The organism is Rhabdobacter roseus, assembly GCF_014202275.1.
GTDB lineage: Bacteria > Bacteroidota > Bacteroidia > Cytophagales > Spirosomataceae > Rhabdobacter > Rhabdobacter roseus.
The window spans coordinates 65,541-91,595 of record NZ_JACHGF010000010.1 but is presented as its reverse complement, the minus strand read 5'-3'; the positions used below and the strand labels follow the sequence as shown (position 1 = coordinate 91,595).

The window sequence follows — 26,055 nt, the reverse complement described above, 5'->3', positions numbered from 1 at the left end:
GGACTAAGGGCTTGGGGTCAAAAGTACCTAGAAAAGTGCGACTCCGTGGCGGTCAGCTTGGTTGGCTATTGAATAGGCTTGCAATAGAAAAGAAAAATAAGGGTACTTTTTCAAAAATGATTTATTTAAAAACCGTAGGCTGACTTTACTTTTCATTACCCCAAAGTACCCATGGCCCATTAATCCCATGCCCCAAACCCTCTGCCCCGGCCACGACCTACCAGTCGAACCGCAGCGTCACCCACAGGCTGCGACCCACGCCCGTCACGCCCGAGCCGTGGGTGTAGTACCGCTGGTCCAAGAGGTTTTGGATCTCGGCGGCCACACGCAGTAGCCCCACCCGCTGTCCGATCGCAGCATTGATGACGTGCCAACCGGGGGTACCTGCGGACGGAATCAGCGGGTCCGCGACATCGGCCGGTGCCAGGCGGTCCTGCCGGGCGGCCATCCACCACTCGGCGCGTACCCAGTTGCGGGCATTGCGCTGGTAAGTGACGCCCAGCTTGCCGTGCAAGGGCGGGATGAGCCGCAGGGGCTCTTGAGTCGTTAGATTTTGACCGTGGGTGTACGTCGCATTGCCGAAGAGCAGCCAGTTGGGGAACAGCTGCCACTCGGCCTCCGCCTCCAGGCCCCGGATCAGGGCGCGGCCCAGGTTCTGCCGGAAGTACACGGCGTAGTTGTCCAGCAAACTACCCCGCTGTCGCCGCACGATCAGGTCTGAGAGCTGGTTGTGGTACAGCGTGAAGGAGCTCGAAAAACGGTTGTCACGGATCTTGAGGCCCACCTCTTTGTTGAGGCCGCGCTCGGGCCGCAGCGCCCCGTTGGGTAGTTCAAAATAGGTACTTCCCAGGCCCACGGTACTCAGGTCGTTGACGTTAGGAGCCCGGAAGGAGGAGCTGACGTTGGCCACCAGGCGCACCGACGGCCACAAGGCCACAGAAAGGCCCGCATTCCCCACCCAGGCCGACGGATTTTGCTGAACTTCGCCCAGTACTTCGTCGGGAATGGTGGTAGCAAAAAGGTTGTAACGCACCCCGGCGGTAACGGTGAGCCGCGCAAAGGTAAGCGTGTGCAGGGTGTAAAGGCCCAGGCTATGCTGGCTGGCTCCGTTGGCGTAGAGGCCTTTCCGGTTGGTGGGCGGCAAACCACCAAGGGTGTCGGTATCCTGGCGTCGGCTGGCTACCTCATCGAAGTACCAGTCCAGGCCGGTCTGGATTTTCCAGAAGTCCGTTGGCTCCGTTATTGCCGACGCCAGCGCTCCCTGGGTATCGACATCCTCTTTTTCCTGACGAAGCAGGGGCGAACCGTTGGCGTGGCTGCTGCGGTCTTCGGCGGCCTGCTGCGCCAGGGTGGTGACCTGCCAGTGCCTGAGCCAGCGGTGCGGGCGGTTTCCCTCCAGCCGTAGGTACCCCAGCGTGCGTTGTTGCATGGTGATTTCGCTCAGCAGGAAATTCTCGCGGGCCACTTGGGGATAAAAAGGCACGCTATCCTGCCGAAGTACCTGGTAGGCGGCGGTGAGCTTCAGGCTGGGCTTCAGCCGCAGCACGGCCTTCACGTCTGCCGAGCGCTGCTCATAGCCCGTGCGCTCCTGCACCAAGTTACCGCCCCCGATCAGGTTTCCGAAATTGCGGTACGAAAAGCCCGCCTGCACCGCTACCTTCCGGCTGCTCACGCCCAGGGAAAGGCGTCCGCTCTCCTCCATTTCACTGCTCATCCACTTGGTCAGGGCCGAGCCCGTGACGCGCGTCTGGTCCGAAAACTGCGGCGTTTGCGAAAATACCTGCACGGCACCGCCTACGGCATCGCTGCCGTACTGCACGCCCCCCCCGCCTCGCAGCACCTCCACCCGCCTTAGGCTGAACGGATCTACGGTATTAAGGTACTGGTTGGGACCGGAGCCGTAGGTGGCGTTGTTGAGCCGGATGCCGTCTACCAGCAGCAGCGTGTGGTGGCCGGTGAGCCCACGTACAATGGGTGCGCCACCCCCGTGGGTGGTTTTTTGCACAAAGACGCCCGTCTCTCCCAGCAGGAGCTCGGGCGTGGAGCGGAGGGAATTGCGGTAAAGATCGCGCCGGGTAAGTACGGTTATAGCCTCCGGCCTGCCAAAAGTGCGGCTTTCGTAGCGCTGGGCCGTGCTGGCTTCCTGCCCGTTGAGCTGGACTACGTCCGGTTGGAGGGCTACGTTAAGCTCCTGATCGATGAATTCGCTCACGGTGCGGTGGGCCGTTTGGTAGCCCGCCTGCATGTAGCTGAGCAGGTAGGTACCCGGTTGGAGTAGTTGCAGCCGGTATTTGCCGTCGCGGTCGGTGGTGGTACCGATAAACAGCTCCTGGGCCTGAACCGAAACGCTCATGAGTGTATCGCCACTCTGGGCATCGGTGACCATGCCCCGGATCGTTTGAGCGCGTATTTGTAGAGAAAAAAGTAGAAAAAGAAGTACTAATCGAGATACCTTCATAGCTCATGCAACGACGAGAAGCCCCAAGTACCGACCTAAATATGGCCCATGGCAGCCTTCGTCCCAATTTTTTATGCCACGCTTTCTGTTTCAGGAACGCCCATGGTTCCCCTTTTTATATGTACCCATTGCCTTTTCAGGCCGCTTCCAGCAGGTACTTCACGGCCAGCTCGTAGCCTCGCAAGCCCAGGCCGCAGATCATCCCCCGGCAGCGGCTGGTAAGGAAGCTGTGGTGGCGAAACGCCTCGCGGGCGTGGATGTTGGAAATATGTACCTCCACGGCGGGCATGGGCACGGCCGATAGCGCGTCGGCCAGCGCTACCGACGTGTGCGTGAGCCCTCCGGCGTTGATCACCAGGCCGTCGAAGGTAAAGCCCAGCTCGTGGATTTTGTCGATCAAAGCACCTTCGTGGTTCGACTGATAGTAGTGCAGCTCTGCGCTCGGGAAGGTACTTTGCAGGGTTTGGAAATAATCCTCAAAAGACTGGCTGCCGTACACGGACGGCTCGCGTTTGCCGAGCAGGTTGAGGTTAGGGCCGTTCAGGATCAGGATTCGTTTCATGGGTACTTATTGGTGAAATGAAAAGGTTTGGGTAGCTTCGTCGAGCGTTTGGAGCCGTTCTTTCATCGACTTTCTACAGGTACCTATGTGGCAAAGCTACATCAAACATTTTAAAAACTACCTCCGGCTGGAAAGGTCGCTTTCCGACCACTCCGTACAGGCCTACGTGCACGACGCCGACAAGCTGCGCGAGTACCTGGACCTCAGCGCGCTGGCCCTCACCCCCGCCGATGTGCGGGAAGAACACCTGCTGGGGTACCTTAAGTACCTCACCGAGCTGGGGCTGTCGGCGCACTCGCAGGCGCGGTTACTCTCGGGCCTCAAGTCGTTTTTTGGGTACCTGTTGCTGGAAGGGGTCGTCACCGAAAATCCCACCGAGCTGCTGGAAGCTCCGCGCCTGCCGCGCAAGCTACCCGATGTACTGAGCTACCCCGAGATCGAGCGAATGCTAGAGGCCATTGACCCCACCACGCCCGAAGGTACCCGCAACCGCGCCATGCTGGAGGTACTTTACAGCTGCGGCCTGCGGGTGTCGGAGCTGACGAGCCTGCAACTCACCAACTGCTACTTCGACATCGGCTTCGTGCGGGTACTTGGTAAGGGCGACAAGGTACGGCTGGTACCCATCGGGCGCGACGCCATCAAGTACACGCAGCTCTACCTCGACACCGTTCGGTGCCAGCAGGAGGTCAAGAAAGAGAGTGAAGACATCGTTTTTCTGAACCGCCGCGGCGCGCAGCTCTCGCGCGTCATGATCTTCCTGATTATCAAAGAAACCGCGGCTCTGGCCGGTATCCAAAAAAACGTGAGCCCGCATACCTTCCGGCACTCGTTTGCTACGCACCTCATCGAGGGCGGTGCCAGCCTGCGGGCCGTGCAGGAAATGCTCGGGCACGAGTCCATCACCACCACCGAGATCTACACCCACCTCGACCGCGACTACCTCCGGCAGGTCGTCACGGAATTTCACCCACGGGCGTGAGCAGGTACCTGGCCAGGGTTGGAGGTACTTTGAAAGAAAGACTTTTTTTGTAAAAACAAGGTACCTAAAGCGTCGTTGTCTGCTAGGTTTGTGATGCCTTACACCAAGTACCCCGAGGGGTCCCTGGGTGGGGACGGAAAAACTCATTTTATTGAAAAGTACTTTTACATAAAAAAACAAAGTACCTTCTGCCTCTGGCCCGAAAAACCATCTTGTGATCATCAAAAGTACCTACTTCCTATGCAGTGCCAAAAACACCTCTTTTCGCTCGACCCCGCCATTCACTACCTCAACTGCGCCACCCGCGGGCCGTTTACGCAGGCCGTGGAAGCCGCGGGCGTGGAGGCCATCCGGCAAACCACCCGGCAGATCCACACCCTCACGCCACCGGATTTTTTTGAGCCCGCCTGGAACGTCCGTCGGTTGTTTTCGGAGCTCATTGGCAACGACGACCCCGAGCGCATTGCGCTCATCCCGTCGGTATCGTACGGACTGGCGGTGGTAGCGCGCAACCTGCCCCGCAAGCCGGGCCTGGCCAAAGGACAGAAAATAGTACTGCTGGACGGTGAATTCCCCAGCGATGTGTACGCCTGGGAGCGCGTGGCGGCGGAGCAGGGCCTGAGCATTGAGACCGTGCCCATGCCGGAAGGCACTTCCGTGGGCCGCAGCTGGAACGAGCGCCTGCTGGCCGCCCTGGACGCAAGTACCTGCCTGCTGGTGTGCCCGCCCGTGCATTGGATGTACGGCGTCAAATTTGAGCTGGAGGCCCTCGCAGCCCGAGCCCGCGACGTAGACGCCTGGCTGGTGGTTGACGGCACGCAGTCGGTAGGGGCGCTGCCCTTTGACCTTGCCCAAGTCCGTCCCGACGCGCTGCTGTGTGCGTCGTACAAATGGCTCATGGGCCCCTACTCGCTCGGGCTAGGGTACTTTGGGGAGGTATTTGACGACGGTATTCCGCTGGAAGAAACCTGGATGGCCCGGCCCGACAGCCACCTTTTCCACCAGCTCACGCACTACCGCCGCGACTACCGCCCCAAGGCGTTTCGGTACAACGTGGGTGAGCAAGCGCAGTTTATCCAGCTGCCTATGCTCGAAGCGGCCCTGCGCCAACTGCTGGACTGGGGCGTCGCCACCATTCAGAGCTACGGAAAAGAGCTGCTGGCCGAGGTACTTCCCCGCCTGGCTGAGCTCGGCTACGGCCTGGAAGAAGAAGGCTATCGGGCCCACCACCTGCTGGGCCTACGCACCCCGCCGGGCTTGGATGTAATGGCCCTGCAACGGTCGCTTTCGGAACGCCAGGTCTACGTTTCGGCGCGCGGAAGTGGCATTCGGGTGGCACCACACGTGTACAATACCCCCGAAGACGCCAACGCCCTGCTACGGGCGTTGGAGAGCGTGGTCTGATTTTATAAAAAGGGGGTACTTTGCGTTGACGAAAGTAGGTCACCCCAAAGTACCCTTTTCTACTTTATTTGTTGGAAATAACCTCCCGGGTACCGATCATGGCGGCCAGGAGCTCGCTGACAGATACCGTGGCAAATCCCGTGGAGTAGTCTGACTTCGCGTAGGGAATAAAGAGTTGGTTGCCCAGGCATAGCGCTCCGCAGGTGTACACCACATTGGGTACGTAGCCTTCCCGCTCTTCGCCTTCGGCGTACATGAGCGGGTACGGCAAGCGGCCAATCACCCGGGTAGGGTCATGGAGGTCCAGCAGAAAAATACCCAGGCAGTACTTGCGCATGGGCCCCACACCGTGGCTCAGTACCAGCCAGCCGTCGGGGGTTTCAATGGGTGATCCGCAATTTCCCATCTGAATAAACTCCCAGGTCTGCTGGGGCTCGATGAGCAGCTGGCTTTCGCGCCAGATGTAAAGATCGTCGGAGAACATGATGTAGATGTTCTCCCCATCCTGCCGCCCCAGCATGGCGTACTGGCCGTTGATGCGGCGGGGGAAAAGCGCCATGCCCTTGTTCTGAGCCCCTTTGCCGGCCAGCGTCCGTACCCGAAAGGTAATAAAATCGTCGGTTTCGAGGAGCTGGGGGAAGATCAACATGCCGCTGTAGGCCGTATAGGTGGCGTAGTAGCGCGAGGTACCGTCTTCGTCCTCCAGTTCCACAAAGCGGGCGTCTTCCATGCCGTTCATCTCGCGGGCGGCGTACGGAAAAATAACGCGCTCCGACAGCGATGTATCCTCGGCAAAGACCATCTCGTAGTTGGCACTCAGCAGGCTTACCAGCGCCGTGGACAGCATCACATGGTCTTCAAAGCGGCTGTCGGACTGCACCAATCCCTTCAATTCGCCCAGCGTGAAGCGCTCGGGTAGTTGCTCGATCAGCGGGTCATTGGTCAGCTCCCCCAGGCCAATCTCGGCTACCTTTTTGATGATAAACTTCCGCGAAAGCCGCACTTCGTTATACTGGATGGGAGCCGTAGAAAACTCGGAGTCTTCGTCGATCGTGACGTTGCCCTGCTCGTCAAAAATACCCGTCCTGAAAATAATTGACGAAATATGCCCCTCGCCCGTAGCCCGCAGGCTCAGGGCAAACCGCTTGCTGCCTTCCGGCACTCCCGACTGATCAGGGTGCCACACCACCGACGGATTGAACAAGGCCGCCGCTTCGATGGAATATTCGTGCGTAAAAAAACTTCCGATGAGTAGCTGGTGCGCCCGGCTGGGCTCCGTTTCCAGGCCAACTACCTGGCGTATCCGGTCGTAGTTGATCAGGACCGTTTCCTCGAAGCGTCGATGGCGGTGATCAAATTCTTCCAGCACGGATTCGTACTTGGTCTGCGCCTCTTCTTCCGACAAAGCCAGGATACGTTTGACCAGGCCGTGGGTACGGTCTTTATCAATACGGAAAGGCCGCAACATGACGCGGTTCATATTGGGTACTATGGTAATTTCCTTTTTATCTACCGAAATCTTCTTCACGAGAAATAGGGCTTTAGGTTTGCAATTTGTGTAATTAACGGTACCGCACAACCATAAGGTATGTGCACCGGCCATGTTGTAAACATACTACTCTCTATTTAAATATACCTATAAAAGCGACGACGGGTCATTTCTTTTTGGAAAAGAAACCCCGCCGTCGCTTCAAAGTATACTCACTTTCTTTCTGATAATTAGCCCTTTAAGGGCTTTCTACTTCACGAAGTTCGGGCGCGGGCCGCCGGTCATGCTGATCGGCTGTATCGAAAGTGCCGGTTTGCTTTTGCCCGGAGTACTGCTTTTTTCTTTCCAGACAGGTATTGCCGCCACTTTGGTAGGTGCCACTGGGGCGCTCCGCAATATCACCTGCTTGTACTGCCAGCTTTCTAACCGCAGGCGGGCCGCCAGGTAAGACAGACAAGACTCTGCTCCGCAGTTGAGGTTGGGCCCTTCGCTGTGGATGCCGTCGTAGCAGGCGCCCGTCTCTTCGTTATACATGGGTATATTAATGCGGTTATTTCCCAAAAACCAGGAGAAGGCGTGGTCGCCCAGGGTGAGCCATTTGGCTTCCTGCGTGTGATTGTAGGCTTCCTGGCAGGCATCCACGGTGGCCCATACCTCCACGGGTTGCTGGTCAAAATCGGTGAGGCACTCCCGCCTTTTCTTGCCAAAGCCCTGATTTCCGATGGGTCTGAACAGCCCAAACGCATCGACCTGGACCGTCATGAGCCAGTCAAGGGTGGTGTAGCCTACCAGTCGTTCCTGGGGGTTATCGCTCATCAGCAGCGCCTGCGATAGCCGGGCGTTGTCGTAGCTGAGTCCTTCCTCAAACCACTCCCACTCGGGCGTTGCTACCTTGGCGTACAGCTCCATGAGTCGGGCGTTTAGGTCATTGCGCAGGGTAGCGGCTTGCTCGTCGGGTTGGTAGCGCAGGTAATGCGTGAGGCCAATGGACGCAAAGGCCCAGGCCCGGGGAGACGTCATCGCTGAGAGTGTCGGCAGCATTTCGCGTAAGTAATGGCTCGCCCACTGCTTGAGGTCGGGCCGCTTGGCCAGGCAGACGGTTTCGCCCAGGGCCCAGGCGGTTCGTCCCTGCGAATCGTCAGAGCCGCGCCGCTCCAGCCAGGTACGCTCGTACGACATAAAGTTGCGGAACGCGCGCTGCTCCTCGTCAAAGGCGTGGCCCACGAAAGCCGCGTAGGTCTCCACCAGGCGCCACAGCCGGGCGGGTACTTCCTGGGTTCCATCCATAAGCCTAACGCAATACAAAAGCGCCCGGGCGTTGTCGTCGATGCAGTAGCCCTCCTGCCGATAGGGCATCCCGTAGCGGGCGTGCTGAATCATGCCCGTGGAGTCGGTAAGCCGCAGCAAGTGGTCCAGCTTCATTTTGGGCAGAGCGGGCTTAGGTACTTTTGCGGGCTTGGTACCCGCGCTGCTGTACACTTTCCGGTAGCTTTCGGCCACCTGCGGCCAGGTCATGGAGCGGCCGTAGGCGTAGGCCTTCCGTTCCATATCCTCGAGGTACTTTTTATCCGTAAACAGCCGCAGCAGCGCCTGCGAAATATCCTGGTGGCAGCCAAATTTCACCAAAGTACCCCGACCGTCGGCCAGCAGCTCCTGGGCGTGCCAGTAGGGCGTCGAAACAACGGCCTTCCCGCAGCCCACGCTATAGGCCAAAGTACCTGAGGTGATCTGCGCTTCGTTGAGGTAAGGAGTGAGGTAGACATCGCTGGCCTGTAGGTACTCCAGCAAGGTAGGGTCGTCGACGAACCGGTTGTGAAAGGCCACGTTACGCTCTACGCCCAGCGCTTTGGCCAGGGCCATGAGCTCGTTGCGGTAGGCTTCTCCCTGCTCCCGGATCAGGTTGGGATGGGTGGCCCCCAACACCACATACAGTACGTCGGGTATTTTTTCGACTACGGGCGGCAAAGCCCGAATGGCCAACTCGATGCCTTTGTTGGGCGAAAGCAAGCCGAAAGTCAACACTATCTTTTTGCCGCTCAAGCCCAGCTTTTCTTTATTGGCCTCCTTGGTTCCAAAGGGTACATCGGGCACGCCGTGCGGAATCACTTTGATCTTGGTAAAAGGTACCTTGAAGACGCAGTTGAGCATATCGGCTCCTTTCTCTGACATCACCACAACCTGTTGAGCCCCGTGGGCCAGCTCCTGCAACACCAGGCGCTGCGCCTGGGTGGGCTCCTTCAATACCGTGTGCAGCGTCACCACGTAAGGTTTGGTGAGATGGCGTGTCAGATGCAACAGGTAGCTGCCCGATTCGCCGCCGTAGATTCCGTATTCGTGCTGCACACATACTACCTCGGCCTCGGAAGCATTGAGCTGATCGGCCACGCGCCGGTAACCGAGCGGATCGTGCTGATCAAAGGTCCAGCGTACCTCCTCGGGGTAGGCGTAGGTATGGGGCAAATCTTCTACTGAGACTACAAAAGAGTGGGTACCGGGGTACTTTTCCGTGTAAGAACGGAACATATCATGTGTAAACGTAGCAATACCACAGCGCCGGGGCACGTAGTTTCCCAGAAAAGCCACCGTGGGCGTGGAATCCATTTTTGAGTTGATCATGTAGTGATGCGATTGGGCTATGGATGATTTTTTAGAAACAATTTCCGCCAACTCCTAAAAAAGTAAGTAGTCCGGGGCGGCGTACCATGTTGCTCAATGGGGTACTTTGTGGTGTGTGTAGTGGTACCAATAAATTCAAACGGATGATAACAAAAAGCGTACCCGACCCCAAAGGCAGCCTACGGAGGCACTAACTGAGAAATTGCTTGCACAACTTGCACAACTTGAAAAATGGGAACCGCGCCTGACCCGCCTGGCTAGGCCTTCAGGTACTTCAGGCCCGCCGTGGCATATGGTTTTTGTACAAATCCGCGGGGCTGTTTTTAAGCACCCTTTTAGTTACTCACTATTTTGTACTATTCGCAACCATCATGAACTACGATATGAAAATCAAAGGTCAGACTCAGCCTGACCAACCCGGTGTGGAAGAATTGATGAAGCCGGAACCCATCGTGATCCGGGACAACTACCGCGGCAGCGGCAAACTGGATGGAAAGACGGCGCTCATTACCGGCGGTGATAGCGGCATTGGACGTGCCGTGGCGGTGCACTTTGCCCGCGAAGGAGCCAACGTCGCCATTGTGTACCTCAACGAAGACCAGGACGCCGAAGATACCCGGCAAATGGTGGAAGATGAAGGCAAGCGCTGCCTGCTGATCCGGGGCGACGTGCGGGAGGAAAACTTCTGCAAAGAGGCGGTGGAGAAAACGGTGAACGAATTTGGAAAGCTGAACATTCTGGTCAATAACGCCGCCGAGCAGCATCCCAAAAAAGACATCCGGGAGATCGACACGAACAAGCTGAAAGATACCTTTGCGACCAATATCTTCGCTTTTTTCTACTTTACGCAGGCGGCCCTGCCGCACCTAAGCGAAGGCGACTCCATCATCAATACTACCTCAGTGACCGCCTTCCAGGGTAGTCCGGGGCTGCTGGACTACTCCTCTACCAAGGGAGCCATTACGGCTTTTACCCGCTCGCTGTCGGGCAACCTAGCCGACAAGGGAATCCGGGTCAATGCCGTAGCGCCGGGGCCCATCTGGACGCCCCTGATTCCGGCTACGTTTGATGCCGAAAAGGTAGAGAAATTTGGGAAAGATACCCCGCTGGGACGCCCCGGACAACCCGCCGAGGTAGCTCCCTGCTACGTTTTCCTGGCCAGTGAAGACGCCAGCTACATCAGCGGCCAAACCCTGCACCCCAACGGCGGGCAGGTGATCAACGGCTAGTTACGCATTTGTCCACCAGGTACTTCTATTTATGGCAGCCACCGCCCCTATTCCGTCGCACACGGGTAGAGCGGTGGCTGTACTTATTTCGGACGAAGGGTATCGGGAGTGGGCTCTTTTTCTTCCCGTAGCAGCGAGTCGAGCAGGGAGTTGTCGGCGGGAGGTAGCGCACCCGGCAGGGCCCGCTCTAGCTGCTTGGGTTTGTTCCAGGGAGCGGTAGTGCGGCGCGCCATGTCAAGGGCCAGCATGGCCATCAACAGGGTGAACCCAATAAAAATAAAGATGAAAAGCTTGCGATTTCGATTTGGTTCCGCCATGGGTAGTCAGGAAAGTCTAATTTGCCTGGGCGATTCGTAGCCCAGCAGCCGGGCGGTTTTGGCCGACACCTCGGCCCAGCTCAGATCTTCAAACTCGTAGATAGCCACGGCTCCTTTTTCCATGGAGCTCACGTCCGAGCGGGTCAGGTACTCGCCAAAGTAGGTAATGTCCGGATTATGCCCAAAAAGCATCAGAACGCTACAGTTTTCCGGCGTGGTATTCACGGCCTCGAGGTAGGCCTGAGGGCCGCCGTCGTAGAGCTTGTCTACGCACACAATTGCCTCCTGCTCATAGCCAAGCTGCTCGGCCATCACCTTGGCCGTCTGGTAGGCGCGGGCGGCACTGCTGGTGACCATCCGGTCTACTTGTGTCGATTTTTGGGCCAGGTACTTGCCCATGCGGGCCGAGTCCATGATGCCCTGCGAGGTTAGCTCCCGCTCAAAATCCCGGAACATCGGAGCCCGGTCTTCGGCCTGGCCGTGGCGCACCAGATACAGTAATTTTTTCATCATATGTTTTTTCTAAAAAACCGGATCTATCCAGACCGGATCTGCCCAGGTAGTATTCTGCAGCGGAAAGTACCCCGGCAAAGGTAAGGTAGTTGGCCCCTGAATTTTACCGTCCGTAGTACAAAATAAACCACTAAGCCATTTTCCTCCCGACCGTTGGCAAAATTAATCGTTATTTTTGTTGATTGGTTAGCATTGAAGTTTAACCCCTGGTTTTTTTACAAAAGACAATTTCTTACTCTATGTTACAATTCTTGAAGTACGTGCTGGCCACCATTGTGGGTATCTTATTATTCTCCGTACTTTCGCTTTTGCTGCTCATCGGCATCGGCTCGGCTTTCTCATCGGACGAGAAAGTCAACGTCAAAGACAATTCCGTACTTAAACTAGACCTGAGTGATCCCATCCGGGAAGTGGGCGTGGATAATCCGTTTTCGGACCTGGGCGGCCCTTTTGTGGGTGGTTCCAACGTCACGGGCTTGAAAGACATCCGCGAAGCCCTGCGCAACGCCCGGGAGGACAAAAACATCAAAGGGGTTTTTCTTAAAACCGAAATGCCGATGGCAGGCTGGGCTACGCTGGAAGAAATCCGGAACGAGTTGATTGAATTTAAAAAATCCAAAAAATTCATATACGCCTACGGCGAATTTTACTCCGAAAAAGGATACTACCTGGCTTCCGTAGCCGACCACATCTACCTGAACCCGGCGGGAGGTATGGAGTGGAATGGCCTCTCGGCCGAGTACGATTTCTACAAAGGTACCTTTGACAAACTCGAGATCAAGCCCGTCGTGTTTCGGGTGGGTGAGTTTAAAAGTGCCGTGGAGATGTTCTCGCGCAAGGACATGAGCGAGGCCAGCAAAAAACAAACGCTCGAGCTGCTTTCGTCGGTCAACGGGCAGTTTATCGCTAAGGTAGCCGCTACCCGCAACCTAACGCCCGAGTACCTCAGCGGCCTGGCCGACTCCCTGGCCGTACGCAGCCCGGCCTCGGCCCTCAAGTACAAGCTCATCACGAACGTAGCCTACCTCGATGAAGTAGAAAGCGCAATAAAAAAAGAGTTGAAGCTAGGCGAAAAGAAGAGCATTGAGTACGTAGGCCTGAACAAGTACCTCAAGTCGGACCTGCCCGTGAAGGAGGGGGATTTCAACAAGCGCATTGCCGTGATGGTGGCCGAAGGCGAAATCATTTCGGGCGATAGCGGCGACGGCGTCATTGCCTCCGAGAAATTTGTGAAGGAGCTCAGGAAGATTCGGGAAAATGACAAGATCAAAGCCGTTGTGATCCGGATCAATTCGCCGGGGGGTAGTTCGCTGGCCTCGGACGTGATGTGGCGCGAAATCCAGCTCACCCGCAAGAAAAAACCCGTGATCGCGTCTATGTCGGACGTGGCGGCTTCGGGCGGCTACTACATGGCCATGGCCTGCGACACCATCGTGGCCCAGCCCAACACCATCACCGGCTCCATCGGGATCTTCGCGCTGCTCTTTAACGTGGAGCACTTCATGAACAACAAGCTGGGCATTACCTTCGACGGCGTCAAGACCAACCCCCACGCCGACTGGCCCACCGTGACCCGCGAAATGACCGATTTTGAAAAAGAGATATTCCAGAAAAGCGTAAACGAAGGCTACGCGACTTTCACTAAAAAAGCCGCCGAAGGCCGTAAAATGCCGCTCGAAAAACTCCAGAGCCTGGCGTCGGGCCGGGTGTGGTCGGGCCAGGACGCTAAAAACAACGGCCTGGTGGATGTACTCGGTGGCATCGACGAAGCCATCGCCCTGGCGGCCAAAGCTGCCAAGCTGGACAAAGGCGACTACCGCGTGCGTTTCTATCCCGAAAAGAAAAAACCGCTGGAAGAAATGATCAATAAGCTCACCGGCGACGCCGAGGAGAAAGCGTTCAACAAGCAGCTGGGCGAGCTCGCTCCCTACGTAAAAATGTACCAAAAAGCCCTGCGCATGGAAGGCATCCAGGCCCGGATGCCCTTCGAGCTGGATATTCGGTAGAAGGAAGGTACCTTTAGGTACTTTATCGTACAAAAGCGGGATGGTTCGTGTAGAGCCATCCCGCTTCTTTTTTTATCAAGAAACTACCTCTAAAGTACCCCTACCCCAGCTGAAACGTCCTCATGCTGATGCCCCCGTAGGCTACTTCTTCGTAGAGCTGCTGGAGCGGGTCGGTGGCATCAGCCAGGCCCACGCTGTAGAGCAGCGGAATGTAGTGGTCGGGCGTGGGTACGGCCAGCTTCCCCACGGTCCCCAGCTCCAGGTACCTGGTCAGGCTTTCGTAGTCGCCCTTTTCGAGTTGTTGCTTGGTCCAGGCGTCAAACTCCGTGGCCCAGTCGTAAGCGGCGTGGTCGCCGGTCATCAGGCGCGGCATGCTCTGGCGCAGGTTGTGCACGATATTCCCACTGCCAATAATAAGTACCCCTTTGCGGCGAAGTACCTTGAGTTGCTGCGCCAGCCGCAGGTGGTACTCCATCGGCTGGTAGTAGTCGATGCTCAGCTGGTACACGGGTACTTCCGCCCCCGGAAACAAGTGATGCAGGATGGTCCAGGCGCCGTGGTCCAGGCCCCAGTCGTCGGTTTCGTGGATGAGGGTACTTAGCCGGGCCGTCTCCCGCGCCAGCTCGGGTGCGCCGGGGGCCGGGTACTGCACGGCAAAAAGCGCGTCGGGAAAGCCGCCGAAGTCGTGGATGGTCTCGGGCCGGGGGGCTACGTTTACGAAAGTACCCCGCGTGAGCCAGTGCGCCGACACCACCAGGATGGCCTGCGGGGGGTACTTGGCGCGCAGCTGCTCCCCTGCTTGCCGCAGGCTACGCGTAAACGGGTTATCTTCCAGGGCGTTCATGGGGTTGCCGTGCCCTACGAAGAGGACGGGCATCCGCTCGGTGGTTCCGAAGGGCTGGGTCAGTTGGGTTAGTTCGTTCAGTTTCATCGCCGTGCAGGTACCTGTGTTAGGGAGGTACTTTGGTTTAATTTATATGTATTAACATTTAATGTTCATACATATAGATAATCGTTTCTGACACACAAAAGTTCAACCAGGTACCTCCGCAAGTACCTTACCAAGGCGGGCGGCAAATCCATTTTGATTCCGCGAGGAAAAAGTACCTCGCGGATATTCATTTAAGCTACCAACTACCTACCCTGAAAGGTATCTTCAGGCTGTCGAAAGTACCCCCTACGGGCGGCAAAGTACCTTTCCGTTGGGAGGGGGTAATCCCGGCACGGGGGTACTTTTGAGGTACTTTTCCGTGATTCGATTTTGTTCTTTTCAGGCCAGGCAGCAATGCCAAAATAAATGGGTAGTATCCCATGAGAAAAGGCACGCGACAGCTTGGATATTTGTTCCAAAATGGTACTTTCGGGCCTTGGCAATCTAGGTAGTACGATCACGATATTTTATTCACCCACATAGCCAAAAGTACCTTGATCATAAGCCCGGTTTGCCAAACCGTTCTATTGCTCCGCCGAGCGAAAAAAGGCCAGATCGGGTCGTTGGGCGTACTATAGCTACCATACAACTAATGCTGCAGGAACACCTCATGAAATAAGTATACCTTTGTCGCCAGCCATGCGGAGCAAAAGCCAACATAGAAAGCCGAACGTGCATCTCAAGAACCTGGAAGTACTTTTCAGGTGCTTCTGCTTTTTGCTTTCATTTAGCTTTTCGTTTCTGGGCGAAAGTACCCATTCTTTCCCCAAGCCGTACCCGCAGACGAGTGAATCAAGCCTGGAAGATCATGCTTCGCTGCTTACGGGTAACGACGATGCTTCTGCTGCCCACCACCCGCTCCAGCTTCCCTACGAGCCCGACCCCGAATCTTCGGACGAAAACGACGAGTCGACCGAAGACGTAGAAGACGAATGGAGTAAATGGACCTGGGATCTGGGCAGCTGTGATTTTATAAAATACAGCGCCGCAAAAAGTACAAAAACGACCTATTTAAAGCTCCTTTTATCCTTCCAAAACCGGAAAACGGTTTCGCTCTTCATTCTGCATCACTCCTGGAAAAGTTTCCTGTCCTGATTTATTAAACGCTCGTAGAAATCCTTGGGCTCTTTGCTGAAGGCTTTCCCGTACGCATCCCCCATGAGGCCTTTCCATAAGCCTTTGGGTGCGTTCGTGCTTTCCCAGTTTCGTTTAATAAATCAAAAATCAACATGAGATATTTTCATATGCTCCTCTGCCTGGCCGCGGTATGTATTACCAGCTGCACGCACGACGAACACCAAGAGCAGGAACAAACCAAGTACTTGGTATCGAGCCCAATAAAAAAAGACACCCTTATTTTTCACGATTACGTTTGTCAGATCCGGGCCATCCAGCACATCGAGCTTCGGGCTTTGGAAAAAGGCTACCTGCAAAAAATTTACGTAGACGAAGGCCAGTTTATTAAAAAGGGGCAGCTCATGTTCCAAATTATGCCCGTGATCTACCAGGCCGAAAAGCAAATTGCCAATGCCGAGGCCAGTTTTGCCGAAATAGAATTTCAAAACACCAAAAGTCTCGCCGACAGCAACATCGTATCCAAAAATGAATTGGCCCTGTCCAAAGCCAAACTGGACAAGGCCAAAGCCGAGCTGGAACTGGCCCAGGCCCACCTGGGATTTACGGAGATTCGGGCCCCGTTTGATGGCATCGTGGGCCGCTTCAATGACGTCCGTCTGGGTAGTTTGGTGGACGAAGGAGAACTGCTCACCACCCTTTCCGACAACAACCGGATGTGGGTTTACTTCAACGTTCCGGAAGCCGAGTACCTGGACTACATCACCCGCGCCAAGTCCAACGATCCCTTGAAGGTAAAACTAAGAATCGCTAACAATCAGCTATTTGGCCAGGAAGGTGTGGTGGAAACCATTGAAGCAGACTTTAATAATGAGACCGGAAACATTGCCTTTAGGGCCACTTTTCAAAACCCACAAGGCGTCCTACGACACGGTGAAACCGGCAATATTTTGATGCCCGTAAAGCTGAATGACGCCCTGCTCATTCCGCAAAAAGCCACCTTTGAGGTTTTGGACAAAAAGTACGTCTACGTAGTCGACACCAGCAATGTCATTCGATCCCGGCAAATTACCGTAGGGGCAGAAATCCCCCATATCTACCAGGTTTCGGAAGGATTATTGGTAACGGATAAAATCCTGATTGAAGGGCTGCGGAAGGTTAAAAACAACCAGGAAATCAAGTACGAATTCCATCCGCAGCAAAAGATCCTGGCCGAACTGCACCAACTACACGCCGAATAAGTAAGAACCCTAAAACGTGAATTAAGATGTTTAGCAAATTCATTCAAAGGCCGGTTCTTGCTATCTCCATTTCGCTGGCCATCATTTTCTTAGGGGTTCTAGCGATTACTACAAGACCGATCTCCCAATTTCCGGACATTGCTCCGCCCCGCGTCAATATATTTATTGCCTATCCCGGAGCCAGCGCCCAGGTACTCGTGGAATCGACCCTCATTCCCCTCGAACGGGCCATCAACGGCGTACAGGGCATGCAGTACCTGATCTCCGACGCCACCAGCGCCGGAGAAGCGACGGTGCAAATTGTGTTTGAGCCCGGTACCGACCCCAACGCGGCGGTGGTTAACGTAAAGACCCGGGTCGACCAAATCATGAATAACCTGCCTCCGCTGGTGCAACGCGAAGGGATCGTGATCACGCCCATCCAGCCCAGTATGCTGATGTACGTGAACCTCTTCAGCACGGATAAAAACGCGGACGAAAAGTTTTTGTACAACTACGCCAACGTACACATCCTCCCCGAGCTCCAAAGGATCAGCGGCATGGGGCGCGCCCAAATACTGGGGAGTCGCCAGTACGCCATGCGGGTATGGCTCAAACCCGACCGCATGCGCGCCTACAACATTTCGACCGACGAAGTGATGAAAGCCCTGGAAGAACAAAGTGTGATCGGAAGGCCGGGGCGGCTGGGACAGGCTTCCGGAAAAACCGCCCAGTCGCTCGAGTACGTGCTGACGTATAAGGGTCGGTTTAATAAACCCGAAGAATACGAGAACATCATTGTGAAAGCCAATGCCAATGGCGAAACGCTCAAACTCAAGGACATTGCCGAAGTGGAGCTAGGCAGTGAGTTTTTTGACATTTATTCCAACAAAGATGGGTACCCGGCGGCCTCGATTGTCTTGAAGCAAAACTTCGGTACCAACGCCAGCAAGGTCATTGAGGGTGTAAAAGAAAAGCTCACGGAATTGGAGAAAGACTTCCCGCCCGGCATGGCCTACGAAATCAACTACGATGTGTCCAAATTTGTGGATGCCTCGATTGATAAAGTGATGCATACGCTGGTGGAAGCCTTTGTGTTGGTGGCTTTGGTGGTATTTCTCTTCCTGGGCGACTGGCGTTCTACGCTGATCCCCATCATCGCCGTGCCGGTGTCGCTGGTGGGGGCCTTTATGTTCATGCAGCTCTTTGGCCTCACCATCAACCTCATCACGCTTTTTGCCCTGGTACTGGCCATCGGGATCGTGGTCGATGACGCCATCGTGGTGGTGGAGGCCGTCCATGCCAAAATGGAGGAAGAACACTTAACGCCCTACCGGGCCGTCAAGAAGGTACTTGGGGAAATTAGCGGGGCCATCATCGCCATCACGCTCATCATGACGTCGGTGTTTGTACCCATTGCGTTCATGACCGGCCCCGTCGGGGTTTTCTACCGCCAGTTCTCCATCACCATGGCGAGCTCCATCGTATTGTCGGGGGTAGTGGCGTTAACCCTCACGCCGGTCCTTTGTGCCATGATTTTAAAAAACAATCACCACAAGCCCAAACGAAAAACGCCCGTCAGCTTATTCATTGATTGGTTCAACCGAAGGTTTGATAAGCTAACCGGCAGGTACACCCGTTTGCTCCGCCGGATCGTGGACCGCCGGGTCATTACCTACGGCATACTCATCGCTTTTGGGTTCGGCATTTTTGCCGTTAACCAAACCCTGCCGTCGGGCTTTATTCCCAACGAAGACCAGGGCATGATTTACGCCATCATTCAAACGCCGCCCGGTAGTACCCTGGAAAGTACCAATGAGGTGTCCCGGCGGTTGCAGCACATCGCCGAAGAGGTGGAGGGAATCCAGTCGGTGTCTTCGCTGGCGGGTTACGAAATCCTGACCGAAGGGCGAGGCTCCAACGCGGGTACCTGTATCATCAACCTGAAAGACTGGTCGGAGCGGAAGCATTCCGTGCATGAGATCATGGAAGAGCTGGAAGAAAAAACCCAGAACCTGGGGGCCGTCATCGAGTACTTTGAACCACCGGCCGTGCCAGGTTATGGCTCGTCGGACGGTTTTTCGCTCCGGCTGCTGGATAAAAGCAGTACCATCGACTACCAGGAGTTTGACAAAATAAACTCGGAGTTTATGGAGTCTCTGCGCAACCGTAAAGAGCTGAGTGGGCTGTTCACGTTTTATGCCGCCAACTACCCCCAGTACGAGCTCCTCATTGACAACGAGCTGGCCATGCAAAAAGGGGTTTCCATTGGCAAAGCCATGGAAAACCTGGACATCCTGATCGGAAGTACCTACGAGCAAGGCTTTACGAGGTTCAATACTTTTTTCAAGGTATATACCCAAGCCGCCCCCAGCTACCGCCGAATGCCCTCGGATGTGTTGGATTTATTCATTAAAAACGAGAGCGGTGAAATGGTACCCTACTCTTCCTTCATGAAAATGAAAAAGACCCAGGGTCCCAATGAAATCACGCGCTTCAACCTGTATACTTCTTCGTCGATCCGGGGAATACCCGCTCCGGGCTATACGAGCGGCGATGCCATCCGGGCCATTCAGGAAGTGGCCGAGAAAACCCTGCCCCAGGGGTACGACATCGCCTGGGAAGGCCTGTCGTTTGACGAAGCCCGCCGGGGCAACGAAGCCCTGTACATCTTTGTGGTGGTGCTGATCTTCGTGTATTTGGTACTGGCGTCACAGTACGAAAGTTTCATCATTCCGCTGGTGGTCATTATATCCCTGCCCGCCGGGGTATTTGGCTCCTTTGCCGTCCTGAAAGTAATGGGGCTAGCCAATGATATCTACGCCCAGATAGGGCTGATCATGCTGGTGGGGCTTCTGGGAAAAAATGCGGTACTGATTGTCGAATTTGCCGTGCAGAAACACCAGCAGGGGCTTTCGATTTTAGAGGCCGCCATCGAAGGTTCCAAAGCCCGCTTTCGTCCCATCCTGATGACCTCCTTTGCCTTTATTGCCGGGCTTATTCCGTTGGTAGTCGCTACGGGGCCGGGAGCCGTGGGCAACCGCACCATCGGCTCATCCGCCCTGGGCGGTATGCTGTTCGGGACGGTGTTCGGGGTGATCATCGTGCCGGGGCTCTATTATATTTTCGGCACCCTGGCCAGTGGTCGAAAACTCATTCAGGATGAGGATCAGAATCCGCTCACCGAAGATTTTGTCAAAAGCAGCGTGGAAGCGTCGCTACTGAAAAAGATTCAAAAAATGGGGCTGGTCATCAAAGCAAACAACCGAAAAAGAAACAGAAATGAAAAATAAGTCAATCTATCCGCTTATCGGTGTAGCCTGGATCGTGCTGTCGGTGTGGGGTTGTAAAATCACGGAGCCCGCCGTCCGGACAGAAAATAAAACCGTACCGGCCAGCTATGCCCACTCCGGCGACACCCTCAATAGCACCCGGCTTAATTGGCGGGACTATTTCGCCGACGAAAACCTGATTTCCCTCATTGACACGGCGCTGAAAAATAACCAGGAGCTCCATATTACCCTCCAGGAAATCAGCATCAGCCAAAATGAGATCCGGGCCCGAAAAGGGGAATACCTCCCTTTTGTGCATTTCAGAGCCGGAGCAGGCGTGGAAAAAGCCGGTCGGTACACGCGGGACGGGGCCGTCGAAAGGCAATTGGACATCCGGCCCGGCCGGGAGTTCCCGGACCCTCTGACCGATTTTGGGCTGGGCGCCTACGCCACCTGGGAAGTGGATATTTGGAAGAAGTTGCGCAACGCTAAAAAATCGGCAATAGCAAGGTACCTGGCGTCCATCGAAGGCAAAAACTTCATGGTGACGAACCTGATTGCCGAAATTGCCGATGCATACTATGAGCTCATGGCTTTGGATAATACCCTCAACATCCTCGAGCAAAATAGTCAGATTCAGTCCAACGCCCTTCGAGTGGTACAAATGCAAAAAAACGCCGCCAAAGTAACCCAGCTGGCGGTGAATCGGTTTGAGGCTCAGCTCTTAAATACGCAAAATTTGCAGTTTGAGGTAAAGCAGAAAATCGTTGAAACCGAAAACCGGATCAATTTCCTAACGGCCCGGTTTCCAAGGCCCATTCCCCGCGCTTCAGTTTCATTCGACACGATGAACATCGACTCCATTCAGGCGGGGGTACCGGCCCAGCTCCTGGTAAATCGCCCGGATATAAGGCAGGCGGAATACGAATTGGCCGCCGCCAAATTAGACGTAAAGGTAGCCAGAGCTAATTTTTATCCGTCCCTGGGTATTTCGGCGGGAGTTAGTTTCCAGGCCTTTAATCCTGTCTTTCTGGTAAGGCCCGAGTCGATCCTTTACAACCTGGCCGGTGACCTGATAGCCCCGCTGATCAACCGAAATGCCATCAAAGCCACGTACTACTCCGCCAACGCGCAGCAAGTACAAGCCGCCTATAACTACGAAAAAACCATTCTGAATGCGTACGTAGACGTGCTTAACCAGCTTTCCAGGATGGCTAATTTTGAAAAAAGCTACCAGACCAAGCAGCGGGAAGTGGAGCTCTTGCGGCAGTCCGTAACCATTGCCAGTAGCCTGTTCAACTCGGCCCGGGCTGACTATGGCGAGGTATTGCTTACGCAGCGCGAAGCCTTGGAATCCCGAATGGATCTGATTGAAATAAAAATGAAACGTTTAAACGCCAAAGTAAACATGTACAGAGCCTTGGGCGGAGGCTGGAATTAATCGTAAGCCTTGATCAGCGGCCAGAGCTCTGGCCGCTGATCAAGGTTATGTAAAGACGCGTGCTAAAAAAGGTACTTGCCGCAAAAAAAGGCTCCAGGTACTTTGGCTTTTTACTTAGAAGTGGTACTTTCGAGCAACAACTATCCTATCCATCGTATGAATCCTGCCCTGATTGATAAATTCCTGTGGGTGATGCAAGGCTTCTTAGCCGTGGCCTTCCTGATAGCGGGTAGCGCCAAACTGCTCCAGTCGCCCGCAAAAGTAGCTCAACTGGTACCTGCCGCTATTCCTTTGCCTTTTCTAAGAACGCTCGGCGCGCTGGAGATACTGGGTGCGGTGGGTATAGCATTGCCTTTATTTATCGATGCCTGGTCCGCCTTAACGCCCGTTGCTGCTGCTTGTATGGCGATCGTGCTGCTGGCGGCCGTGGTCATTCATGGGCGGGCAAAGGAGTTTTCCAAACTACCCATGCTCTTGGTGCTGCTGGCGCTGGCCATGACGGTTGCCGTTGGCAGGTACTTTTTGATGAAGTAGTAGCAACGCTACCTGACGCATGAATGCTGTAACGCGTATTTTCCATAAGAACAAACCCCTGCTCCTCTACGGGGTACTTTTGGCCTTTCTGGTATTCATCTTAAAATGGCTGCAATGGAAATTCCTGATCGTGGACCATTCCGTCGATCTCTACGCCGGGCTGATCGCTCTTTTTTTTACCGTACTGGGCGTGTGGGTGGCCAACCAGCTCGCCAAGCCTAAGGTACAGACCGTCATCGTGGAGAAGGAAGTGTACGTAAGCTCCGCAGGTACCTTTGTGGTGAATGAAGCTGAATTAAAGAAGCTGAATCTAACCAGCCGCGAATACGAAATCTTACAGCTCCTGGCCCAGGGCCACCGCAATGCCGACGTGGCCGATCGGCTTTTCCTCTCGCTCAGCACCATCAAAACCCACGTCTCCAATGTGTTTGTGAAGTTGGACGTGAGCAGCCGGACGCAAGCCATTGAAAAGGCCAAAAGGCTGCGGATCATCCCCTGACTCGACCTCCTACTTTAGTCGGAAAAGCGCGTAATACGCCCATTTGGTACTAAAGTATGAAGGTACCTTCATGCGCTCCCCCTAGTTTTGCCCCCATCGTAAACAGCAAACAACGGCAATCTTATGAAACGCAACGTACTGATTTTTGGCCTCGTGCTCGGCACCATTCTGTGCGCCAACATGATTTACATGGTCAATTTGTGCTACACCAACCCCGACTTCAAGAGCACCGACGTCGTTGGGTACACGGCCCTGGTCGTTATTTTTTCGTTGATTTTCTTTGGGATCAGGAACTACCGCAACAAGGAGCTCGGCGGGGTTATTTCGTTTGGCAAGGCTTTTAAAGTAGGGACTTTTATCGCCCTGGTCGGCTCGACGATGTACGTACTCGTGTGGCTCTTTTACTACTACCTGTTTGTGCCTGACTACCTGGACGTGTACATTCCCCACGTCCTGAAAGAAGCGGCACAAAACGGTACGTCGGACCTGGCGGCCAAAACCCAGGAAATGGAAAATTTCAAGCAAATGTACGCCAACCCGCTCTTCGTGGTGCTTATTACCTACTTTGAAGTACTGCCCATCGGACTGGTCGTGGCGTTGATCAGCGCGCTTGTGCTCAAAAAGAAAAATACCCTCGAAATAACGGGGTAGCTTGGGTAGGTACAGTCGTCGGTTAGGGTACTTCAGGTACCTCGACCTCAATCCGGCTGTCGCCCCGAACGAGCCTCACGTGGCAGCAGTCTGCGCCCACTACGTACACGGCACTAACGACCTCCTGCCCGGCCAGGTACCCCCTAAACTCCAGCTCCACCTCCCGGTTTCGGTACTCTTGTACAAAGGAATCCTCAAAGATCGGATAGGTACCTTGGGCACGAATTTCTTCCCAGGCGGACAAATTGGGCAACAGGTTAGCTCCGCTACCGCGTTCTACCACGGCCATACTATCCAGCCTCACGGGGCTCCCATCGGGCTGTACCAGCGTCACCGTAATGACCCGGTACTCCTCGGTACAGTTTACATCCGCGCAGCCCAGTTGGTCTTTCTGGCAGCTGACCAACAAAATGATTAGTAAGAAAAGGAGCTGTCTCATGCTGGTGTGTTTTTAAATATAAATCAACTTTTCAAAAGATTTTTTGATGCGTGAATGAGGTGGTAAAGTACCTGGACGTTTCCTGTTGTCCCTGAAGGAAAATAACTCTTTTCACAGCACTTAGGTTTTTATAGGACTACTCTATAGATTTAGAAAGTACTTTTTCCGTTATTTCAAGATTCCGGAGGAATCCCACGTGTATAGCCAAGATTCGAGCCCGATTTTCCACTGATTCCAGCGGAATCACACGGTTTTTCGGACCGTACGGCCACGCTGTGGTCGATTCACCGGGGTACTTTGCTTTTATCTCTATAAGCGTGTAACGCCGCTGCCTTCGGTATTTTTATAAGAAAACCCTACAGGTACCTATTACCTCCCCCCTGTCCTTACCCAAGTTAAGAAAAAAACCAACAGGTTCGTTGATCGGGTGAGGTACTTGTGGCCCGCAGGTAAGCACGGGAAGCGGCTTTTGTCGTATCTTGCCGGAGCATTTACTTAGAAACAACTACCTATCATGAACGAAACTACCCGGCGAAAATTCCTCCTCAGCAGTGGCCTGGCCGCCTTGTCCGCCGCCGCGCCGCTGGCCGCCGAGCCCGAAAAAAAGAAAGATTTGTTTGTACACCACGTGTACTTTTACCTCAAAAACCCCGACAGCGCCCAGGACGAAGCCAAGCTGCGCGAAGGGCTGGATAAGCTAGCCAAGGTACCTACCATTCAGCTGGCGCACATCGGCAGCCCGGCCCCTACCAACCGCTCGGTGATCGAAAAGGGGTACTCGGTATCCTGGTTGTGTTTTTTCAAGAACCTGATCGAGGAGGAAATCTACCAGACGCACCCCATCCACCTGAAGTTTATCGAGGAGTATTCGCACCTGTGGGAAAAGGTGGTGGTGTATGACTCCATCGGCCCCAAACGGTAAAGTACCTGCGCGGAGCGGCTGGGGCTAACTCACCAGTCGCTCCGTTGTAATAATCCTTTCAGGGTACTTTGGGCCTGCCGAATGACCTCTCCGCTATCCACTACGGTAAGCTTTCCGTGCCGCTTAAGTACCTTTCCGGCTACCATCACGGTGTCGACGTTGGCCGGTTGCGCGGCCAGCACCAGCGCCGCCACGGGGTCGGTGAAGACGCCCAGGTTGAGGGCTTGCTTTGACACCATGATCACATCGGCCTGCTTGCCGGGCGTCAGGGAGCCAATTTGCTGGCTCACCCCCATCGAACGCGCGCCCTCGAGCGTAGCCAGTGCCAGGATGCGCCGCGCCGACACCACAAATTCGTCCTTGGCGAGGGCGTTGGCCAGGTTGATAAAAATTTTCATCACCGCAAACATATCCGCATTGCCCGATAGCGGCGTGGTATCTACCGACAGGCCCAGGGCGATGCCCGAATCCAGCATGGCGTTTACCGGCGGAATGCCGTAGCCGATCCGCAGCTCGCTGTAGGGAGATATGCTCAGGGAAGTACCTGCCACCGCCAGGGCTTTGAGTTCTTTTTGGGTAGCCGTGATGCCGTGGATGATCTGCAAGTCCGGGCCAAAGTAGTCTTTGAGCTTCGAGATGCCATCCTCGCGCCGGGCTCGGCGTCCGGCGTGCACCGATATGGGTACCTTCAGCGCGCGAGCCGTTTCGATTTCCTGCTTTCGAACGTCAAGGGCATCGCCCAGGCCGGGCCAGGCCAAGCCGAGCGACACCCTACCCTCCGGCGAATAGGTACCTAGGTTAGTATGTAGGTGCTGGAGTACGTCCAGCTTGATACCACTGCCACTGGGCTGTCCCGAGGCCGGTCCCACCGAAAATCGCCCCCGGATGCCCAGCTCGCGCAGGGCCCGCAGGCTGGCCTCGGCATGTTCCTGACTTTGTACGTTGTGGCACCAGTCGTGCACGTAGGTAATGCCCGAAAACACCGCCTCTGCCAGGCCCAGGCGGCTACTGTGGTAGGTATCTTCGGGGGTAAAGAGTTTTCCGAAGGTACCCGTCAGATCAAAGTACCCCCCGCCGGGCTTGCTGCCCGCCATGGCGCGGAGCACGGCCGTCCAAACGTGCCAGTGGGTTTCTACCAAGCCGGGCAACACCAGCATGTCTTCGCCGTCGATCTCCTGCGCTCCAGGTACCTGAAGGCCCGCCCCCACGGCCTCAATGCGGCTATCCCGTACGTGCACATCGCCCCGCGGCAGGTCGCCCAGGGTAGGGTCCATGGTGATGACGTAGGCGTTTCGAATGACTACATCCCCAGCGCCCGAAGAGCCGCTGGGGGTACTTTGGGCGCTCACGCCCGACCAGCCCGCCAGGCCCAGCCCGGCCATTCCGCCCAGAAACTGACGCCGCCTCAGCGTGGATGTGGTCGGGTCAGCCGCCGACTCTTCCCGTAGCTTTTTCATGAAGAATGAATTGTGTCCTAAAAAGTACCTTGTGAGTAT

General features: G+C 55.2%; 21 protein-coding genes. 12 read left to right on the top strand and 9 right to left on the bottom strand.

Annotated features, from left to right (window positions below; translation table 11 throughout):
- Window positions 1–217: 217 nt before the first annotated feature.
- Together HNQ92_RS22935 and aroQ are read right to left on the bottom strand one after the other, a co-directional pair.
- Entirely contained in the window at window positions 218–2,386 is a 2,169-nt protein-coding gene (locus HNQ92_RS22935) for a TonB-dependent receptor (protein WP_184177786.1), read from the bottom strand.
- A 208-nt stretch (window positions 2,387–2,594) separates the two neighbouring features.
- Window positions 2,595–3,020: a type II 3-dehydroquinate dehydratase gene (gene aroQ / locus HNQ92_RS22930; protein WP_184177785.1), complete on the bottom strand. Its 426-nt coding sequence runs from the start codon at window positions 3,018–3,020 to the stop codon at window positions 2,595–2,597.
- Window positions 3,021–3,105: 85 nt separating this feature from the next.
- On the opposite strand from aroQ, the gene xerD reads away from it, so the two are divergent.
- Together xerD and HNQ92_RS22920 are read left to right on the top strand one after the other, a co-directional pair.
- Entirely contained in the window at window positions 3,106–4,002 is an 897-nt protein-coding gene (gene xerD / locus HNQ92_RS22925) for a site-specific tyrosine recombinase XerD (RefSeq protein ID WP_184177784.1), read from the top strand.
- 240 nt (window positions 4,003–4,242) lie between these two features.
- Window positions 4,243–5,406: an aminotransferase class V-fold PLP-dependent enzyme gene (locus tag HNQ92_RS22920; RefSeq protein ID WP_184177782.1), complete on the top strand. Its 1,164-nt coding sequence runs from the start codon at window positions 4,243–4,245 to the stop codon at window positions 5,404–5,406.
- 64 nt (window positions 5,407–5,470) lie between these two features.
- Here HNQ92_RS22920 and HNQ92_RS22915 read toward each other — a convergent pair whose 3' ends face one another.
- On the bottom strand, window positions 5,471–6,934 hold the full coding sequence (locus HNQ92_RS22915) for a glycoside hydrolase family 130 protein (protein WP_343063037.1): 1,464 nt from the start codon (window positions 6,932–6,934) through the stop codon (window positions 5,471–5,473).
- 210 nt (window positions 6,935–7,144) lie between these two features.
- Window positions 7,145–9,511 carry a glycosyltransferase gene (locus HNQ92_RS22910; protein WP_184177778.1) on the bottom strand — a complete coding sequence of 789 codons (2,367 nt, stop codon included), beginning with the start codon at window positions 9,509–9,511 and terminating at the stop codon, window positions 7,145–7,147.
- A gap of 383 nt (window positions 9,512–9,894) precedes the next feature.
- Between HNQ92_RS22910 and HNQ92_RS22905 the strand changes: the two genes are divergently transcribed.
- Complete coding sequence (locus HNQ92_RS22905; protein WP_246440710.1) at window positions 9,895–10,740, top strand: SDR family oxidoreductase; 846 nt, start codon at window positions 9,895–9,897, stop codon at window positions 10,738–10,740.
- 83 nt (window positions 10,741–10,823) lie between these two features.
- On the opposite strand, the gene HNQ92_RS22900 is transcribed toward HNQ92_RS22905, so the two are convergent.
- Together HNQ92_RS22900 and HNQ92_RS22895 are read right to left on the bottom strand one after the other, a co-directional pair.
- The gene (locus HNQ92_RS22900; RefSeq protein ID WP_184177774.1) at window positions 10,824–11,057 is read right to left on the bottom strand and encodes a hypothetical protein; all 234 of its coding nucleotides are present in this window, start codon (window positions 11,055–11,057) and stop codon (window positions 10,824–10,826) included.
- Window positions 11,058–11,063: 6 nt separating this feature from the next.
- Window positions 11,064–11,570 carry a SixA phosphatase family protein gene (locus HNQ92_RS22895; RefSeq protein WP_246440708.1) on the bottom strand — a complete coding sequence of 169 codons (507 nt, stop codon included), beginning with the start codon at window positions 11,568–11,570 and terminating at the stop codon, window positions 11,064–11,066.
- Between the two features lie 239 nt (window positions 11,571–11,809).
- Here HNQ92_RS22895 and sppA point away from each other — a divergent pair, with 239 nt between their 5' ends.
- Window positions 11,810–13,576, top strand: a complete 1,767-nt coding sequence (gene sppA / locus HNQ92_RS22890; RefSeq protein WP_184177772.1) for a signal peptide peptidase SppA — start codon at window positions 11,810–11,812, stop codon at window positions 13,574–13,576.
- Window positions 13,577–13,676: 100 nt separating this feature from the next.
- Here the strand turns inward: sppA and ygiD are convergent, their stop codons facing one another.
- Window positions 13,677–14,507, bottom strand: coding sequence for a 4,5-DOPA-extradiol-dioxygenase (ygiD, locus tag HNQ92_RS22885; protein ID WP_184177770.1), 831 nt, complete (start codon window positions 14,505–14,507; stop codon window positions 13,677–13,679).
- 672 nt (window positions 14,508–15,179) lie between these two features.
- Between ygiD and HNQ92_RS22880 the strand changes: the two genes are divergently transcribed.
- From HNQ92_RS22880 to HNQ92_RS22850, 7 genes are all read left to right on the top strand, one after another.
- Window positions 15,180–15,602: a hypothetical protein gene (locus tag HNQ92_RS22880; protein ID WP_184177768.1), complete on the top strand. Its 423-nt coding sequence runs from the start codon at window positions 15,180–15,182 to the stop codon at window positions 15,600–15,602.
- Window positions 15,603–15,736: 134 nt separating this feature from the next.
- Window positions 15,737–16,822 (top strand): efflux RND transporter periplasmic adaptor subunit, encoded by a 1,086-nt coding sequence (locus HNQ92_RS22875; RefSeq protein ID WP_184177766.1) that lies wholly within the window; start codon window positions 15,737–15,739, stop codon window positions 16,820–16,822.
- Between the two features lie 26 nt (window positions 16,823–16,848).
- Complete coding sequence (locus HNQ92_RS22870) at window positions 16,849–20,094, top strand: efflux RND transporter permease subunit (protein WP_184177764.1); 3,246 nt, start codon at window positions 16,849–16,851, stop codon at window positions 20,092–20,094.
- Complete coding sequence (locus HNQ92_RS22865; RefSeq protein WP_184177762.1) at window positions 20,084–21,514, top strand: TolC family protein; 1,431 nt, start codon at window positions 20,084–20,086, stop codon at window positions 21,512–21,514. Before HNQ92_RS22870 ends, HNQ92_RS22865 begins: the two co-directional genes overlap by 11 nt.
- A gap of 75 nt (window positions 21,515–21,589) precedes the next feature.
- Window positions 21,590–22,048 carry a DoxX family protein gene (locus HNQ92_RS22860; protein ID WP_221307527.1) on the top strand — a complete coding sequence of 153 codons (459 nt, stop codon included), beginning with the start codon at window positions 21,590–21,592 and terminating at the stop codon, window positions 22,046–22,048.
- A 19-nt stretch (window positions 22,049–22,067) separates the two neighbouring features.
- The gene (locus HNQ92_RS22855) at window positions 22,068–22,547 is read left to right on the top strand and encodes a response regulator transcription factor (RefSeq protein ID WP_184177736.1); all 480 of its coding nucleotides are present in this window, start codon (window positions 22,068–22,070) and stop codon (window positions 22,545–22,547) included.
- Between the two features lie 123 nt (window positions 22,548–22,670).
- Window positions 22,671–23,198 (top strand): DUF4199 domain-containing protein, encoded by a 528-nt coding sequence (locus HNQ92_RS22850; protein WP_184177734.1) that lies wholly within the window; start codon window positions 22,671–22,673, stop codon window positions 23,196–23,198.
- A 22-nt stretch (window positions 23,199–23,220) separates the two neighbouring features.
- On the opposite strand, the gene HNQ92_RS22845 is transcribed toward HNQ92_RS22850, so the two are convergent.
- Entirely contained in the window at window positions 23,221–23,637 is a 417-nt protein-coding gene (locus HNQ92_RS22845; RefSeq protein ID WP_184177732.1) for a hypothetical protein, read from the bottom strand.
- A gap of 514 nt (window positions 23,638–24,151) precedes the next feature.
- Between HNQ92_RS22845 and HNQ92_RS22840 the strand changes: the two genes are divergently transcribed.
- Complete coding sequence (locus tag HNQ92_RS22840; protein WP_184177730.1) at window positions 24,152–24,559, top strand: Dabb family protein; 408 nt, start codon at window positions 24,152–24,154, stop codon at window positions 24,557–24,559.
- A 29-nt stretch (window positions 24,560–24,588) separates the two neighbouring features.
- On the opposite strand, the gene HNQ92_RS22835 is transcribed toward HNQ92_RS22840, so the two are convergent.
- Window positions 24,589–26,016, bottom strand: coding sequence for an amidohydrolase family protein (locus HNQ92_RS22835; protein ID WP_184177728.1), 1,428 nt, complete (start codon window positions 26,014–26,016; stop codon window positions 24,589–24,591).
- Between the last annotated feature and the right edge of the window lie 39 nt (window positions 26,017–26,055).

What these genes read in the sequence shown, in the direction of transcription:
- xerD (WP_184177784.1), top strand. Translation starts at nt 3,106, where the DNA reads ATGTGGCAAAGCTACATCAAACATTTTAAAAACTACCTCCGGCTGGAA.
- HNQ92_RS22835 (WP_184177728.1), bottom strand. Translation starts at nt 26,016, where the DNA reads ATGAAAAAGCTACGGGAAGAGTCGGCGGCTGACCCGACCACATCCACG.
- HNQ92_RS22875 (WP_184177766.1), top strand. Translation starts at nt 15,737, where the DNA reads ATGAGATATTTTCATATGCTCCTCTGCCTGGCCGCGGTATGTATTACC.
- sppA (WP_184177772.1), top strand. Translation starts at nt 11,810, where the DNA reads ATGTTACAATTCTTGAAGTACGTGCTGGCCACCATTGTGGGTATCTTA.
- HNQ92_RS22855 (WP_184177736.1), top strand. Translation starts at nt 22,068, where the DNA reads ATGAATGCTGTAACGCGTATTTTCCATAAGAACAAACCCCTGCTCCTC.
- HNQ92_RS22895 (WP_246440708.1), bottom strand. Translation starts at nt 11,570, where the DNA reads ATGATGAAAAAATTACTGTATCTGGTGCGCCACGGCCAGGCCGAAGAC.
- HNQ92_RS22905 (WP_246440710.1), top strand. Translation starts at nt 9,895, where the DNA reads ATGAAAATCAAAGGTCAGACTCAGCCTGACCAACCCGGTGTGGAAGAA.
- HNQ92_RS22870 (WP_184177764.1), top strand. Translation starts at nt 16,849, where the DNA reads ATGTTTAGCAAATTCATTCAAAGGCCGGTTCTTGCTATCTCCATTTCG.
- HNQ92_RS22910 (WP_184177778.1), bottom strand. Translation starts at nt 9,511, where the DNA reads ATGATCAACTCAAAAATGGATTCCACGCCCACGGTGGCTTTTCTGGGA.
- HNQ92_RS22900 (WP_184177774.1), bottom strand. Translation starts at nt 11,057, where the DNA reads ATGGCGGAACCAAATCGAAATCGCAAGCTTTTCATCTTTATTTTTATT.
- ygiD (WP_184177770.1), bottom strand. Translation starts at nt 14,507, where the DNA reads ATGAAACTGAACGAACTAACCCAACTGACCCAGCCCTTCGGAACCACC.
- HNQ92_RS22840 (WP_184177730.1), top strand. Translation starts at nt 24,152, where the DNA reads ATGAACGAAACTACCCGGCGAAAATTCCTCCTCAGCAGTGGCCTGGCC.
- HNQ92_RS22845 (WP_184177732.1), bottom strand. Translation starts at nt 23,637, where the DNA reads ATGAGACAGCTCCTTTTCTTACTAATCATTTTGTTGGTCAGCTGCCAG.
- HNQ92_RS22935 (WP_184177786.1), bottom strand. Translation starts at nt 2,386, where the DNA reads ATGGTCACCGATGCCCAGAGTGGCGATACACTCATGAGCGTTTCGGTT.
- aroQ (WP_184177785.1), bottom strand. Translation starts at nt 3,020, where the DNA reads ATGAAACGAATCCTGATCCTGAACGGCCCTAACCTCAACCTGCTCGGC.
- HNQ92_RS22850 (WP_184177734.1), top strand. Translation starts at nt 22,671, where the DNA reads ATGAAACGCAACGTACTGATTTTTGGCCTCGTGCTCGGCACCATTCTG.
- HNQ92_RS22865 (WP_184177762.1), top strand. Translation starts at nt 20,084, where the DNA reads ATGAAAAATAAGTCAATCTATCCGCTTATCGGTGTAGCCTGGATCGTG.
- HNQ92_RS22920 (WP_184177782.1), top strand. Translation starts at nt 4,243, where the DNA reads ATGCAGTGCCAAAAACACCTCTTTTCGCTCGACCCCGCCATTCACTAC.